Source organism: Streptomyces sp. NPDC059499 (assembly GCF_042749285.1).
Lineage (GTDB): Bacteria > Actinomycetota > Actinomycetes > Streptomycetales > Streptomycetaceae > Streptomyces.
The window spans coordinates 47,158-62,192 of record NZ_JBHYTT010000016.1 but is presented as its reverse complement, the minus strand read 5'-3'; the positions used below and the strand labels follow the sequence as shown (position 1 = coordinate 62,192).

Here is a 15,035-nt window from a genome sequence, read left to right as displayed (position 1 = left end):
GATCAGCCCTCGCCCAGAAGCTTGCCGTCCGAGGTCTCGAACTGCTGCTTGAAGGCTGCGATCGCGTCGGCGATCGACTGCAGCGTGTCGTCGGACATCTTGCCGCCCTCGGCGATGCTGGTCAGGAGGTCCTTGCGCTCACGGCGCAGGTACTCCAGCAGCTCGCCCTCGAAGCGACGGATGTCCTCGACCGGGACGTCGTCCATCTTGCCCGTGGTGCCGGCCCAGACGGAGACGACCTGCTCCTCCATCGGGAACGGGGCGTACTGGGGCTGCTTCAGCAGCTCGACCATGCGCTTACCGCGCTCCAGCGAAGCCTTGGAGGCCGCGTCCAGGTCGGAACCGAAGGCGGCGAACGCCTCCAGCTCGCGGTACTGGGCGAGGTCCACGCGCAGACGGCCGGAAACCTGCTTCATGGCCTTGTGCTGGGCGGAGCCACCGACTCGGGAGACCGAGATACCGACGTTGAGCGCCGGACGCTGACCCGCGTTGAACAGGTCGGACTCCAGGAAGCACTGGCCGTCGGTGATGGAGATGACGTTGGTCGGAATGAACGCCGACACGTCGTTCGCCTTGGTCTCGACGATCGGGAGGCCCGTCATCGAACCGGCGCCCATGTCGTCGGAGAGCTTGGCGCAGCGCTCCAGCAGACGCGAGTGCAGGTAGAAGACGTCGCCCGGGTAGGCCTCGCGGCCCGGCGGACGGCGCAGCAGAAGCGACACGGCGCGGTAGGCGTCGGCCTGCTTCGAAAGGTCGTCGAAGATGATCAGAACGTGCTTGCCGTCGTACATCCAGTGCTGACCGATGGCCGAACCGGTGTACGGCGCCAGGTACTTGAAGCCGGCCGGGTCGGACGCCGGGGCGGCGACGATGGTCGTGTACTCGAGCGCGCCGGCCTCTTCCAGGGCACCTCGCACGGAGGCGATGGTGGAGCCCTTCTGACCGATGGCGACGTAGATGCAGCGCACCTGCTTGTTCACGTCGCCCGAGCGCCAGTTGTCGCGCTGGTTGATGATCGTGTCGACAGCCAGAGCGGTCTTACCCGTCTGACGGTCACCGATGATCAGCTGACGCTGGCCGCGGCCGATCGGCACCATGGCGTCGACGGCCTTGTAGCCGGTCTGCATCGGCTCGTGCACCGACTTGCGGACCATGACGCCAGGGGCCTGCAGCTCGAGGGCGCGGCGGCCTTCGGTCGCGATCTCGCCGAGACCGTCGATCGGGTTGCCGAGCGGGTCGACGACGCGGCCGAGGTAACCCTCGCCGACGCCGACGGAGAGCACCTCACCGGTGCGCTGCACCGGCTGGCCCTCCTCGATTCCGCTGAACTCGCCGAGGACGATCGCACCGATCTCGCGCTCCTCGAGGTTGAGGGCGAGACCGAGGGTTCCGTCCTCGAACTTCAGCAGCTCGTTCGCCATGGCGGAGGGCAGGCCCTCCACCTTCGCGATGCCGTCGCCGGCAACGCTGACCGTACCGACCTCCTCGCGCGAGGCCGCGTCCGGCTGGTACGACTGGACAAAGTTCTCCAGTGCGTCCCGGATCTCCTCCGGCCGGATCGTGAGCTCCGCCATCTGGGTTCCCTGCTCTCCTTGTTGGGCCCGAAGTTTCTTAAGGGGGTCTGGGGGCGACCCCCAGGAATCTTCTGCAATTTCTGCACGGCCCAACCGGGCCGCTGTTCTTGCTCGTTCAGTTGGTGCGGTTGCGCTGCTCGCTGTCAGCCGGCCATCCGGCGGGTGGCCTCTTCGAGGCGCTCCGCGATCGTGCCGTTGATGACCTCGTCACCGACGCGCACCGAGATCCCGCCGAGGACCGCGGGGTCCACGTCCAGGTTCAGGTGCATCTGCCGGCCGTAGATCTTCGCCAGGGCGGCGCCGAGGCGCTGCTTCTGGCGATCGGACAGCGGCACCGCCGAGGTGACGACGGCGACCATGCGGTCCCGGCGCTCCGCGGCGAGCCTGGACAGGGAGTCGAGTCCCGCTTCCAGGCTACGTCCACGGGGCTGGGTCACGAGACGCGTGACGATGCGCTCGGTGACGGGCTGCGCCTTGCCGCCGAGCAGGCTGCGGAGCAGCTCGCCCTTGGCGGCGGTGGACGCCGTCCGGCTGGTCAGCGCGGAACGCAGTCCCTTGTCGGAACCCACGATCCGGCCGAACCGGAACAGCTCGTCCTCGACATCGTCGAGTGCGCCGCTGCGCTGGGCGGCGGTGAGGTCTGCGGTGTTCGCCAGTTCCTCGACCGAGTCGACCAGGTCACGCGACTGCGACCAGCGGGACCGGACCATGCCGGAGATCAGGTCCACGGCTTCGCCGCCCACCTGACCGCGCAGCAGCCGTCCGGCCAGCTCGGCCTTCGCCTCGCCGCCCTGCGACGGGTCGGTGAGGACCCGGCGCAGCGATACCTCGCGGTGGAGCAGCGCGGTGACGGCTGCCAGCTCCTCGGCGAGCTTCGCCGCGTCGACCGACGTGTTGTCGGTCAGCGCGTCGAGACGCTCACGTGCGGCAGCCAGTGCCTCGCGGCTCGCTCCGTTCATCGGACAGCCTCGGCCTTCGCCTCGAGCTCGTCGAGGAAACGGTCGACGGTGCCGCTCTGCCGGGCGTGGTCCTCGAGGGACTCGCCGACGAGCTTGCCGGCCAGGGCGGTGGCGAGCGTGCCCACGTCCTGACGCAGCGCGGAAGCCGCGGCCTTGCGGTCGGCCTCGATCTGGGCGTGGCCGGCGGCGATGATCTCTTCGCGCTGCCGCTGACCTTCCGTCCTCATCTCCTGGATGATGACGGCACCCTGCTCCTGCGCCTCCTGGCGCAGACGGGCGGCCTCGTGGCGGGCCTCGGCGAGCTGAGCCTTGTACTGCTCAAGAACGCTCTGGGCCTCGGTCTGGGCCGCATCGGCCTTTTCGATACCGCCTTCGATGGCCTCGCGGCGCTCGTCCAGAACCTTGTTGATGTTCGGGAGGAGCTTCTTGGCGAGGAAGCCGAAGACGATGAGGAAGGCGATGAGGCCGATGACGAGCTCTGGAACCGGCGGGATGAGGGGGTTTTCCAACTCCTCAGCCGCGACCGTAATCAGCTGGCTCACATCAGTGCCTTTCGTCTCGGTTCGTCAGACCTGAAGATCAGGAGCCGTAGACGAACGGCATGACCAGACCGATGAGGGCGAGCGCCTCACAGAAGGCGAAGCCGAGGATCTGGTTGGCGCGGATGAGGCCGGCGGCCTCGGGCTGGCGGGCGAGGGCCTGGGTGCCGTTACCGAAGATGATGCCGACGCCGACGCCGGGACCGATGGCGGCGAGGCCGTAACCGATGGAGCCGAGAGCCTTCAGGTCGCCAGTGACAGCGGCGAGGGTCTGGGACATGCCAGTCTTCCTTCTCTTTCAAGGACCGATGGGGGTTGGCCACCGGACGAATAAGGGTCGGTGCGCGGTGCTCAGTGGTGCTTGGCGAGCGCGCCCTGGATGAAGGTGCAGGTCAGGAGTACGAAGACGTACGCCTGCAGCGCCTGGACGAAGAGCTCGAACGCGGTCATGACGATGACCATGACGAACGAGACGCCTGCGTACGCGATACCGATGCCGTTGAGCAGGTACCAGCTGGCGATCGTGAACAGCAGCAGCAGCGTGTGGCCTGCGAACATGTTCGCGAAGAGTCGGACCGCGTGCGTGAACGGCCGCACCAGCAGGTTCGAGAAGAACTCGATGGTCATGGCGAGCGGCAGTACCGGGCCGAGCGACTTGTCGTAGCCGGTGATGTTCTTGAACCCGCCGACGAAACCGTGACGCTTGAAGGTCAGGCTGACCCACAGGACGTACACGAGCAGGGCCAGCACGATCGGGTACGCGATGATCGACGTCACGGGGAACTGGGCGACCGGAATGATCGACCAGAGGTTCATCATCCAGACGAAGAAGAACAGCGACACGACCAGCGGGACGTACTTCTCGCCCTCGCGCTTGCCGATGGTCTCGTAGACGATGCCGCGACGGATGAAGTCGTAGCCCATCTCCGCGATCGACTGCAGCTTGCCGGGGACCATCTTGGGCTTCCGGAACGCCGCCCAGAAGAAACCGACGATGATGATCGAGCCGAGGAGCGCCAGCAGCATCGGCTTGTTGAAGTACAAGTTGCTGTCCGGGTCACCCCACAGCGGCTCGAACAGGAACGAGTGCAAGCCGGGTGCCGGGAAACCACAACCGTCGAAGATGTGGCAATCGGTCTCGAAGGCGAGCACCTGTGTCGGGTCAGCACTCACCGCGGGCTCCTTCAGCGTGGCGCATAGGTACGGCAACCTCGATGTGTCGGCGCGGCGCACGGCCGCGGTTCGGCACTGGACTGGTGTTACGAATGTGTGAGCGGCAGTCAGGCATTGAGCCTCGCGATCGAGCAGGCGTCAGCTCACATGCCCGCGCCCGCAGTGCCGCAGTTGAAACCGGACGATAGCAGGGTCCGGAGAGCGCCCTTATTCCGCCCCTACCCTTCACGCCGACGGGCCCTTCTTCTTGGGCTTGTCACCCTCGCTGGACTCGGGTTCGACGTAGAGGATCTTGGCCTTCATGTGCGCACGCGCCTGTGCGCCGATCCACACGAGAGTCGTCGCAACCAGCGTGATCGCGAAGGCCTTCGGGTTGAACAGCGAGGTGTCCTTGAACACGGCGACGAAAATGAACAGCAGCAGGAGCTGTGCCGTATACAGCATCAGCCCCATCGCCTGGAACAAGTGCGGCAGGGACTTCGCGGTCCGTTGCAGGACGATGAGTCCGATCCCCATGAAGAGGATCACCACCAGCGTCGCAACGACCGCGCCCAGGGCTCCCTTGCCACCGGCGATGCCTGCGCTGATCGCAGCGGCGACAGCGCCGGCGACAGCGGTGGGCACGGCGGCCTGGAGGAGAGTCCGGACGTCGTTGGACGGCATGGCGGCAACTCCGCTTGTGCAGGGGGTGGGCAGTGGTGTCGTCATGGACGAGCGTAGGCCCGGTCCGAGTCGATGCCTCGGGCCAATGGACCGTCTCACTAGGGTCCTTCGGCTCCGTCACCGGGCTTAGTGAACGGTATCACAAACTATTTGATGAGGTCTTTACCTGGAAAGTGTGCCAACTGTCACACATGAGAGTTACTCCGCGCGTGTGTGCAGGACAACACGGCACATTGCCTGGTAATGAGCGTCGGCGTCCGAATCGTCAACGCGACGAATCGGCGCGGTCACGACTGGTGAACCGAGAACGGGCGCCGACCGCGGTCGCTCCGTTGACGCCGGAGACACCCACCGCCACCGGGACCTGTTCCGGGGTCCCGGAGGCCATCTGCGAGCCTGCGGGCCCCTGTTGGTCCTTCGGGGCCTCCCCCGCAACGGTGTGCGAGCCCTGCTCCTCCGCCGCGCCGGCGCCGCGGCGCCGGTAGCGCGGCGGCACGAAGGCCTCCGCCCAGCGGGGTGCGCGCGGGGTGAAGCGCGGCATGAGCAGGAGCACCAAGCCCACGGCGCTGAGGCCCACGATCACCAGGACGATCCACAGCGACGCCGAGTGCACGGAGTAGCCGACCGCGCCGAACGCGATCAGCGCGGACCAGAAGTACATGATCAGCACGGACCTGCTGTGCGAGTGCCCGATCTCCAGCAGCCGGTGGTGCAGGTGACCGCGGTCTGCCGCGAACGGCGACTGTCCGTTCCAGGTGCGCCGCACGATCGCGAGCACCAGGTCGGCGGCCGGGATCGCGATGATCGTCAGCGGCAGCAGCAGCGGGATGAAGACGGGCAGCATCGCGTGGGTCGCCTGCCGCTCACTGCCCTCGAAGAGCTTCATGGCGTCCGGGTCGACCTGCCCGGTGACGGAGATCGCTCCCGCGGCCAGCACCAGGCCGATCAGCATCGATCCCGAGTCGCCCATGAAGATCCTGGCCGGGTGCATGTTGTGCGGCAGGAAGCCCAGGCACATGCCCATCAGGATCGCGGCGAAGAGCGTCGCGGGGGCCGCCGCCTCGATTCCGTACCCGTACCAGAGGCGGTAGGTGTACAGGAAGAACGCCGCGGACGCGATGCAGACCATGCCGGCCGCGAGGCCGTCCAGGCCGTCGACGAAGTTGACCGCGTTGATGGTGATCACGACGAGCGCGACCGTGAGCAGCGTGCCCTGCCACTGGGTGAGGGCGACCGTGCCGACGCCGGGGATGGGCAGCCACAGGATCGTCAGACCCTGGATGACCATGACCGCCGCGGCGATCATCTGTCCGCCGAGCTTGATCAGCGCGTCGATCTCGAACTTGTCGTCCAGGACGCCGATCAGCCAGATCAGCGCCGCGCCGGACAGCAGCGCACGCGGTTCGTTGGAGAGCTCGAAGACACCGTTCAGGTTGAACAGGTGGTCCGCGACGATCAGTCCCGCACACAGTCCGCCGAACATGGCGATGCCACCGAGCCGCGGTGTCGGTTCTCGGTGTACGTCGCGCGCACGGATCGCGGGCATCGCCCCGACCGCGATGGCGAACTTCCGCACCGGCCCGGTCAGCAGATAGGTAACTGCGGCCGTGACACAGAGCGTCAGCAGGTAATCACGCACGGGCTGCCCCACAGATTTCGCCGGCCATCTCAGCCCCACACCCTAGTCTCATGAGCAAGGACTCCAAGGTACGGGTGATGGTTGCACAGACATCGCCTACCCCGGGTACGGCGGATTCCGCTCTGTGAGTTGGCGCACCTCGGCGCGCAGGCGTTCCACGTCGGCCCCGTCCCGTACGGCCGCACCGAACAGCGCGGCGATCCTCGCCATGTCGGACTCGTCCATGCCCTGGGTGGTGACGGACGCGGTACCGAGCCGGATCCCGCGGGCGTCCCCGTACGGCAGGGCGCAGGTGTCGAGGACCATTCCCGCCGCGACGAGCCGCTCCCGGGCGGTGCGGCCGTCGACGCCCAGCGGGCCGGGGTCGGCGACGACGATGTGGGTGTCCGTACCGCCCGTGGTGATCTCGAAGCCCTCGGCCTCCAGTCCGGCGGCGAGCACCCGGGCATGGGCGACCACCTGGTGGGCGTAGAGCGCGAAGGCCGGGGTCGCCGCCTCCCCGAACGCGACGGCCTTGGCCGCGACGGTGTGCATCTGGGCGCCGCCCTGGGTGAACGGGAACACCGCGCGGTCGATCCGCTCGGCCAGCTCCGCGCCGCACAGGATCATGCCGCCGCGGGGCCCGCGCAGCACCTTGTGCGTCGTGGCGCACACCACGTCCGCGTACGGGACGGGGCTGGGCGCCGCTCCCCCGGCGATCAGGCCCATCGGGTGGGCGGCGTCGGCGATCAGATACGCACCGACCTCGTCGGCGATCTCCCGGAACGTCTCGTAGTCGGGATGGCGCGGGTACGAGATGGAGCCGCAGACGATCGCCTTGGGGCGGCGGGCGCGGGCCAGGGCGCGGACCTGCGCGTAGTCGATGAGCCCGCTGTCGGGGTCGACGCCGTATCCGGTGAAGTCGAACCAGCGGCCGGAGAAGTTGCCGGGGGCGCCGTGGGTGAGGTGCCCGCCGTACGGGAGTCCCATGGCCAGTACCGCGTCGCCGGGGCGCAGCAGCGCCGCGTAGGCGGCCAGGACCGCCGAGGAGCCGGAGTGGGGCTGCACGTTGGCGTGCTCCGCGCCGAAGAGCGACATGGCCCGCCTGACAGCGACGCGTTCGGCCTCGTCGGCCTGTTCGCAGCCGCCGTGGTGGCGGGCGCCGGGGTAGCCCTCGGCGTACTTGTTGGCGAGCGGGGAGCCGAGGGCGGCGAGGACCGCGGGTGAGCTGAAGTTCTCGGCGGCGATGAGCTGCAGCGTGCTCGACTGGCGCAGGACCTCCCCCTGGAGGATGCCGGCGATCTCCGGATCCTGTCGGGCCAGCGCGCCGAAGTCCTGCGGCAGCGCGGTGTCGGACGGGGGCACGGCTGCGGGTGCGGCTGGAGTGGTGACCGGCATCTGACGGCTCCGGGCCTGGGAAGGGGGCGCTGGCTTCAGATCCAATGTAGGCCCGCTGCGCGCCCCTTGCCTGCCGCCGTGCGGCCCCGTACGCCGGTCGGGCGCACTCGGGGCCCGGGGGCCCGCCGGTGAGGGTCCGCGGACCCGTCGGCCGAGGGCCGGCTCGGGCGGATCCCGCGGCGCCCGGCGGTGTCAGTGCGGGTCGCGCACGCCCGTCAGCGCGGTCACCACGGGATCGAGCGCCTGGTTGATCTCGTCGCCGATGGAGCGGAAGAACGTGATCGGGGCGCCGTACGGGTCGTAGACCTCGTCCGCCTCGGCGGTGGGCGCCAGCAGCCAGCCGCGCAGCGCCGCCGCGGCGCGCACCAGTGCGCGGGCGCGCTCGACGACACCCTCTTCGCGGGCGTCGGGCAGCGTCGCGGGGTCGATCGCCCGGACGAGCCGGGTGAACTCCTTCAGGGTGAAGGTCCGCAGGCCCGCCGAGTGGCCCATGGAGATCACCTGCGCGCGGTGGTCGCGGGTGGCGGTGAGGACCAGGTCGGCGCGGATCACGTGCTCGTCGAGCAGTTCGCGGCCGACGAAGCCGGTGGCGTCGGCGCCGAAGTCGGCGAGAACGACCTCCGCGTTGGCCTCCATGGGCGCGCCTTCGTGCCCCCAGGTGCCCGCGCTCTCCACGATCAGGCCGCCGCTGAGCGGATCGCCGAGGCGGTCCACCAGGGCATGGCGGGTCAGCCGCTCGGTGATGGGCGAGCGGCAGACGTTGCCGGTGCTGACGTGGAGGATGCGGAAAGTGTCGTGCCGCCCCGCTATGCCACGCCCCTCAGGGGCGGTCAATTGGCCACCTCGAGGTCAGGTACTACCTTCCGGAGGTCCTCGACGGACAGCGCGCCGGCCCGCAGCAGCACCGGGACCTTGCCGGTGACGTCGACGATGGAGGACGGGACGATGCCGGGGGTCGGACCGCCGTCGAGGTAGACGGACACGGAGTCGCCGAGCATCTCCTGGGCCGCGTCGCAGTCCTCGGGCGAGGGGTGTCCGGTGAGGTTGGCGCTGGAGACGGCCATCGGGCCGACCTCCGTGAGGAGCTCGATCGCGACCGGGTGCAGCGGCATCCGGATGGCGACGGTGCCCCGGGTGTCGCCGAGGTCCCACTGCAGTGAGGGCTGGTGCTTGGCGACGAGGGTGAGGGCGCCGGGCCAGAAGGCGTCGACGAGCTCCCACGCCTGCTCGGAGAAGTCGGTGACCAGGCCGTGCAGGGTGTTCGGGGAGCCGATCAGCACGGGCGTGGGCATGTTGCGGCCACGGCCCTTGGCGTCGAGCAGATCGGCGACGCCCTCGGAGCTGAAGGCGTCCGCGCCGATCCCGTACACGGTGTCCGTGGGCAGCACGACCAGTTCGCCGCGGCGGACGGCGGACGCGGCTTCACGCAGGCCGGTCGTACGGTCGGTCGCGTCGTTGCAGTCGTATCGCCGTGCCATCAGCCGGCCTCCTCGGACATGTACGGGTCTGGCGGGTAGGGGTGGTGCGCTTCCGGTGTCCCGGTGGTCACGGCATGGCCTTGCGCGCCGTGGCGAACCGGGGCCGGTTATTCAGGTCGGGGTGGTCGGCCGCGTCGGCCCAGCCCCGCTCCTCGGTGAAGATCCACGGCACCTGGCCGCCCTGGGTGTCGGCGTGCTCGATGACGACGAGACCGCCGGGCCGCAGCAGGCGGTGCGCGGTGCGTTCGATGCCCCGGATGGTGTCGAGGCCGTCCTCGCCGGAGAAGAGCGCCATCTGCGGGTCGTGGTCGCGGGCCTCGGGCGCCACGTACTCCCACTCGGTGAGCGGGATGTACGGCGGGTTGGAGATCACCAGGTCGACCTGGCCGTCGAGCTCGGGGAGGGCGCTCAGAGCGTCTCCGCGGTGGACGGTGACCCTGGACCCCTCGGCGTTCTTCCGCGTCCAGCGCAGGGCGTCCTCGGACAGCTCCACGCCGTGCACGCGCGAGCGCGGCACCTCCTGGGCCATGGCGAGGGCGATGGCGCCCGATCCCGTGCAGAGGTCGACGATCAGCGGTTCGACGACGTCCATCGCGCGGACGGCGTCTATCGCCCAGCCGACGACCGACTCGGTCTCCGGGCGGGGCACGAAGACGCCGGGGCCGACCTGGAGTTCCAGGTAGCGGAAGAAGGCGCGGCCGGTGATGTGCTGGAGCGGCTCGCGGGCCTCGCGGCGGGCGATCGTCTCCCAGTAGCGGGCGTCGAAGTCGGCGTCCGGCACATGGTGCAGCTCGCCCCGCTTGACGTCGTGCACGAATGCGGCGAGTTCCTCGGCATCGAAACGCGGCGAGGGGACACCGGCGTCGGCCAGCCGCTGGGTGGCCTGGGCCACCTCGGCGAGCAGCAGGTTCATCGCGGTTCTCCGTACAGGTTCACGTGCGGGGCGGGGCGCAGCTTATGCGGCGGCGAGCTTGGCGGCGGAGTCGGCGTCCACACAGGCCTGGATGACGGCGTCGAGCTCGCCGTCGAGCACCTGGTCCAAGTTGTACGCCTTGAAGCCGACGCGGTGGTCCGAGATCCGGTTTTCCGGGAAGTTGTACGTGCGGATCTTCTCGGACCGGTCGACGGTACGGACCTGGCTGCGGCGGACGTCGGAGGCTTCCTGCTCGGCCGCTTCCTGGGCCGCGGCCAGCAGCCGGGACCGCAGGATGCGCATGGCCTGCTCCTTGTTCTGGAGCTGGCTCTTCTCGTTCTGGCAGGAGGCGACGACGCCGGTCGGCAGGTGCGTGATGCGGACCGCGGAGTCGGTGGTGTTGACGGACTGGCCGCCGGGTCCCGAGGAGCGGTAGACGTCGATGCGCAGGTCGTTGGCGAGGATCTCGACGTCGACCTCCTCCGCCTCGGGCGTGACGAGCACACCGGCGGCGGAGGTGTGGATACGGCCCTGCGACTCGGTGGAGGGCACGCGCTGCACGCGGTGCACGCCGCCCTCGTACTTCATCCGGGCCCAGACACCCTGGCCGGGCTCGGTCGCACCGTTGCCGCCCTTGGTCTTCACGGCGACCTGGACGTCCTTGTAACCGCCGAGCTCGGACTCGGTGGAGTCGATGATCTCCGTCTTCCAGCCGACGCGCTCCGCGTACCGCAGGTACATGCGCAGCAGATCGCCGGCGAACAGGGCCGACTCGTCGCCGCCCGCGCCCGCCTTGATCTCCAGGAGCACGTCCTTGTCGTCGCTGGGGTCGCGCGGGACCAGGAGGAGCCGGAGCTTCTCGGTGATCTCTTCGCGCTGCTTCTCCAGGACCTTGACCTCGGCGGCGAAGTCGGGGTCGTCGGCGGCGAACTCGCGGGCGGTTCCGATGTCGTCACCGGTCCGCTTCCAGGACCTGTACGTGGAGACGATCGGGGTCAGCTCCGCGTAGCGCTTGTTGAGCTTGCGCGCGTTGGCCTGGTCGGCGTGGACCGACGGGTCGGCGAGCTTCTTCTCGAGATCGGCGTGTTCGCCGATCAGTTCCTCGACCGCCTCGAACATCTTCGGGCTCCTGGTTCCGTGCGTCATACGTCTGCGGGCCTGCTGGACGGCGTGCTGCCGGCCGTGCGTCCCGAGGACGCCCCGGGACCGCACAGCCGGAAAAAACGCCGGCCCCGGCGCCCCCGCAAGAGGGCGCCGGGAACCGGCGCAATGGCTCGCTACTTGGCGGCGGAGCCGGCAGCCTTGCCGAAGCGGGCCTCGAAGCGGGCCACACGGCCACCGGTGTCGAGGATCTTCTGCTTGCCCGTGTAGAACGGGTGGCACTCGGAGCAGACGTCGGCGCGGATCGCACCGTTGTCGATGGTGCTCCGGGTGGTGAACGACGCACCGCAGGTACAGCTGACCTGGGTCTCGACGTACTGGGGGTGAATGTCGCGCTTCAAGGTGTCTCCTAGTTTCGGGAGGGCGCCGGGTCGTACGCGCGGATTGCGCGTCCGTGAACCGGGGCCGACGTACCAGTCTGCCAGGACCGGCCGTATCTCCCAAAACGGAGGACCGGCCGCGCATATTCCCCACGCTTTCCGGGAACACTCCGCGACCGGCCGGTGACGGAAAGCGCCGTTACCGTACGACGTCTCCCGCTTCGCCCTTGTCGCCGGCCGACTTCGCGAGGGCGGACGCGGGGATCGGCAGGTCCTGCTTGAGGGCCGCCCACACCTGTTGGTCCGCCTTCTCCTGCGGCAGCACACGGTTCGGGTCGGCCGGGTCGTACTCGACGGGCAGCGTGACCATGTGGACGTTTTCGGAGCCGAGGCCCTTCAGTCCGTTCGCGAAGCCCGTGAGCTTCTTGACCGACGCCAGCTCCGAGTCGGTGGTGACGGCCTTCGTCGCGGTGTCGGCGAGGCCGAAGAGCGTCTTGGGGTTCGAGAACACCCCGACGCTCTTCGCCTGGTCCATCAGCGCCTTCACGAAGGCCTGCTGGAGCTGGATGCGGCCCAGGTCGCTGCCGTCGCCGACGTCGTGGCGCGTACGGACGAGGCCGAGCGACTGCTCCCCGCTCAGGGTGTGCGCACCGGGCTTCAGCGCGAGATGGCTGTCGGGGTCGTCGATCGCCTGCGAGGTGGTGATCCTGACGCCGCCGAGCTCGTCGACGAGCTTCTTGAACCCGGTGAAGTCGACCTCGACGTAGTGGTCCATGCGGATGCCCGACATCGACTCGACGGTCTTCACCGCGCAGGCGGGTCCGCCGACCTGGTAGGCGGAGTTGAACATCGTCCCGTGCTCCGCGCCGACCTGCTTCCCGGTCGTGTCGCTCGTGCAGGCGGGACGGTCGACGAGGGTGTCCCGCGGGACCGAGACCACGCTCGCGGAGGTGTGCCCCTCGTTGACGTGGACGATCATCGCGGTGTCCGCCCGCGCGGAGCCTTCGTCGGCGCCGTACCCGGAGTTCGCGCCGGAGCGGGAGTCCGATCCCAGCACCAGGATGTCCTGCGAACCGTTGTCCACGTCGTCGGGGCGCTGCGTACCGAGTGCGGCGTTGATGTTGACGCCCTTGAGGTTGCCGTTGAGCGTGAAGTACGCGTAACCGAGCCCGGATCCTCCGGCCACGACCACCGCTGCGGCGGTCCACAGCGCCACGGTCTTCACCCGGCGGCCCCGCGAGGGTTTCCTGCGGCGGCTGCCGGTGCCACGTATTCGGCCGGCGCTCCTGCTCTGCTCGCTCATACGGCTCCCTCGTTGTTGCTCGCTGCTACCCCCTGCCGTGACTCACCGGCACGGTCCGGCGTCACTCGGTGGGACGCCGGAGCAGCGAGAAGCGTTGCACAACGAGCTGTGGCCCCCGTCCGGGGACGGGGGCCACAGCAAGGGTGGGCGGCTGTCCGGTCACCCGGCGCTCACCTGGGGTTTCAGCCGACGGTGTAGTAGCTGTTCCAGCCGGTTCCGAGCTTCACCTGTGTGGCGAAGATCTCCGAGGTGGCCTGACCCGTCCCCTTGAGGAGGTACAGGTCGCCCGCGGTGGAGCGCGCCACGAGGTCGGACTTGGCGTCGCCGTTGACGTCACCCGGCGTGACCAGGAGGTTGTAGGCGGACCAGTTGCTGCGGACCTTGACCGGGGTCTCGAACGGGGCGGTGGACTTGCCGGTGCCCTTGGCGAGGTACAGGTCGTTGTCGCCGCCGCGGCGCAGGAGCAGGTCGTTCTTGCCGTCGTAGGTGAAGTCACCGTGGCCGCGGACCTGGTTGTAGACCTGGTATCCGGCCGCCGCCTTGACCGCGGTGTTGAACTTGCCGTTGCCGTAGCTCGGGTACACCATCAGGTCGCCGGCCGAGGTGACGGCCAGGACGTCGCCCTTGCCGTCGTTGTTGACGTCACCCGGGGCGACGATCGCCCGCACGGTCTTCCAGCCGCTGAACATCTTCGTCTTCGCGTAGGTCGAGCTGGTCGCGGAGCGGTGCAGCCAGTACACGTCGCCCGTCGCGGACTCACGGGCGATCAGGTCCTCGTAACCGTCGCGGTTGATGTCCGTCTGCACGATCAGGTTGTACGCGCTGTACGAGCCGGCGAAGGTCGTGCGCGCGGCCAGCTTCTCGCCGGTGGAGTTGAAGGTGTAACCGGTGGCGCCGGTGGTCCGGGCGAACAGGTCCGCACGGTGGTCACGGCTGAAGCTGGTGTCGTCGATCCGGGGCTGGATCGAACGGTAGTACGTCGCGACCTTGGTGTAGACGTCGTACGTGCCCTGCATGTTGCAGGCCTCGAAGTCGCTGGCGACACCCCAGGAGGTGATGCCGATGACGCGACCCGAGACGAACATCGGGCTGCCCGAGTCACCGGGGCATGTGCCCTTGCCCGTGCTGTCGTTGCCGGTTCCGCCCACGCCCGCGCAGATCATGTGGCCGGGCTTGTATGCACCGGGGATGTTGACGGCGGTGTCGAGGTTCTCGGAGCACTCGGCGTCCGAACGCAGCGGCTGGTCGAGACGCATCAGCGTGTCCGACAACGTCGAGTTGTCCCAGTCGGAGCCGGTCATTCCCCAGCCGTACGTGGTGGCGACGGTGCCCGCGGTGTAGCGCGCGTTGTCGCCGTACGAGGCGGGCTGGGCCGGCGTGTACGACAGCGGCTTGGAGAGCGTCAGGAGGGCGACATCATTGTCGATGGCGTCCGCGTTGTACGTACCCGCGAAATAGGAGCGGGTAATGCTGACCGCGGTGCCCTCGTCGTTGGGGCCGCCGCCGAGCTTGGCCGTTCCGGCGAGCACGAGACCCTGCCCGACCATGTTCAGCGCATTGCCGTTTTCGTCGGTCACGCAATGCGCCGCCGTCATCACCTTGTTGGGCGCGACAAGCGTGCCGCCACAAGTGAAGTAGTACAGACCGTCGTTGTCGAACTCGAAGAGGAGCTGGACCATCCAGGGCGCACTGGTGAATGCTGTGCTGGTGCCGCCGATGATGCGCGAGGACGCCTTCTGCGGGCTGACCACATCGGCGCCCTTGGGCGGCAGGAACCTTTCGCCGCCATCGTCGGCCTGGGCATTTACCACCAGACCGCCACCGATCAGTGCCAGCGTCGCTGCGCCGGTGGCTATCAGTCTGCGAAGCTTTCGTACCGGTCCGGCATGACGCGATATGCGCACGCAAGTCTCCCGTTTGTTCAAGGGCATTCGAA

General features: G+C 68.7%; 15 protein-coding genes. All 15 read right to left on the bottom strand.

What is annotated here, in order from left to right; genetic code table 11:
- Positions 1-2: 2 nt before the first annotated feature.
- The 15 genes from atpA to ACFW9O_RS29345 all read right to left on the bottom strand — a co-directional run bounded on the left by atpA (position 3) and on the right by ACFW9O_RS29345 (position 15,003).
- Entirely contained in the window at positions 3-1,574 is a 1,572-nt protein-coding gene (atpA, locus tag ACFW9O_RS29415; protein WP_329207311.1) for a F0F1 ATP synthase subunit alpha, read from the bottom strand.
- A gap of 143 nt (positions 1,575-1,717) precedes the next feature.
- Positions 1,718-2,533 (bottom strand): F0F1 ATP synthase subunit delta, encoded by an 816-nt coding sequence (locus ACFW9O_RS29410; RefSeq protein ID WP_351165891.1) that lies wholly within the window; start codon positions 2,531-2,533, stop codon positions 1,718-1,720.
- Positions 2,530-3,075 (bottom strand): F0F1 ATP synthase subunit B, encoded by a 546-nt coding sequence (locus tag ACFW9O_RS29405; protein WP_351165893.1) that lies wholly within the window; start codon positions 3,073-3,075, stop codon positions 2,530-2,532. The genes ACFW9O_RS29410 and ACFW9O_RS29405 overlap by 4 nt, the downstream gene beginning before the upstream one ends.
- A gap of 37 nt (positions 3,076-3,112) precedes the next feature.
- Positions 3,113-3,352 (bottom strand): ATP synthase subunit C, encoded by a 240-nt coding sequence (locus tag ACFW9O_RS29400; protein WP_005311859.1) that lies wholly within the window; start codon positions 3,350-3,352, stop codon positions 3,113-3,115.
- Positions 3,353-3,423: 71 nt separating this feature from the next.
- Positions 3,424-4,245 carry a F0F1 ATP synthase subunit A gene (gene atpB / locus ACFW9O_RS29395; protein WP_384613492.1) on the bottom strand — a complete coding sequence of 274 codons (822 nt, stop codon included), beginning with the start codon at positions 4,243-4,245 and terminating at the stop codon, positions 3,424-3,426.
- A gap of 225 nt (positions 4,246-4,470) precedes the next feature.
- Complete coding sequence (locus ACFW9O_RS29390) at positions 4,471-4,908, bottom strand: hypothetical protein (protein ID WP_384613490.1); 438 nt, start codon at positions 4,906-4,908, stop codon at positions 4,471-4,473.
- 265 nt (positions 4,909-5,173) lie between these two features.
- On the bottom strand, positions 5,174-6,559 hold the full coding sequence (locus ACFW9O_RS29385) for an MraY family glycosyltransferase (protein WP_384613488.1): 1,386 nt from the start codon (positions 6,557-6,559) through the stop codon (positions 5,174-5,176).
- An 84-nt stretch (positions 6,560-6,643) separates the two neighbouring features.
- Positions 6,644-7,924, bottom strand: a complete 1,281-nt coding sequence (gene glyA / locus ACFW9O_RS29380; RefSeq protein WP_351165901.1) for a serine hydroxymethyltransferase — start codon at positions 7,922-7,924, stop codon at positions 6,644-6,646.
- 192 nt (positions 7,925-8,116) lie between these two features.
- Positions 8,117-8,758: a protein-tyrosine-phosphatase gene (locus ACFW9O_RS29375; RefSeq protein ID WP_351165903.1), complete on the bottom strand. Its 642-nt coding sequence runs from the start codon at positions 8,756-8,758 to the stop codon at positions 8,117-8,119.
- On the bottom strand, positions 8,755-9,402 hold the full coding sequence (locus ACFW9O_RS29370; RefSeq protein WP_329207325.1) for an L-threonylcarbamoyladenylate synthase: 648 nt from the start codon (positions 9,400-9,402) through the stop codon (positions 8,755-8,757). Before ACFW9O_RS29370 ends, ACFW9O_RS29375 begins: the two co-directional genes overlap by 4 nt.
- A gap of 67 nt (positions 9,403-9,469) precedes the next feature.
- The gene (gene prmC, locus ACFW9O_RS29365; RefSeq protein ID WP_351165906.1) at positions 9,470-10,315 is read right to left on the bottom strand and encodes a peptide chain release factor N(5)-glutamine methyltransferase; all 846 of its coding nucleotides are present in this window, start codon (positions 10,313-10,315) and stop codon (positions 9,470-9,472) included.
- 42 nt (positions 10,316-10,357) lie between these two features.
- Positions 10,358-11,434: a peptide chain release factor 1 gene (gene prfA / locus ACFW9O_RS29360; protein WP_384613484.1), complete on the bottom strand. Its 1,077-nt coding sequence runs from the start codon at positions 11,432-11,434 to the stop codon at positions 10,358-10,360.
- A 158-nt stretch (positions 11,435-11,592) separates the two neighbouring features.
- Entirely contained in the window at positions 11,593-11,817 is a 225-nt protein-coding gene (gene rpmE, locus ACFW9O_RS29355) for a 50S ribosomal protein L31 (RefSeq protein WP_328905900.1), read from the bottom strand.
- Positions 11,818-11,995: 178 nt separating this feature from the next.
- Positions 11,996-13,099, bottom strand: coding sequence for an LCP family protein (locus ACFW9O_RS29350; protein WP_384613482.1), 1,104 nt, complete (start codon positions 13,097-13,099; stop codon positions 11,996-11,998).
- A 182-nt stretch (positions 13,100-13,281) separates the two neighbouring features.
- Positions 13,282-15,003 carry a trypsin-like serine protease gene (locus tag ACFW9O_RS29345; RefSeq protein WP_384613480.1) on the bottom strand — a complete coding sequence of 574 codons (1,722 nt, stop codon included), beginning with the start codon at positions 15,001-15,003 and terminating at the stop codon, positions 13,282-13,284.
- Positions 15,004-15,035: the final 32 nt, after the last annotated feature.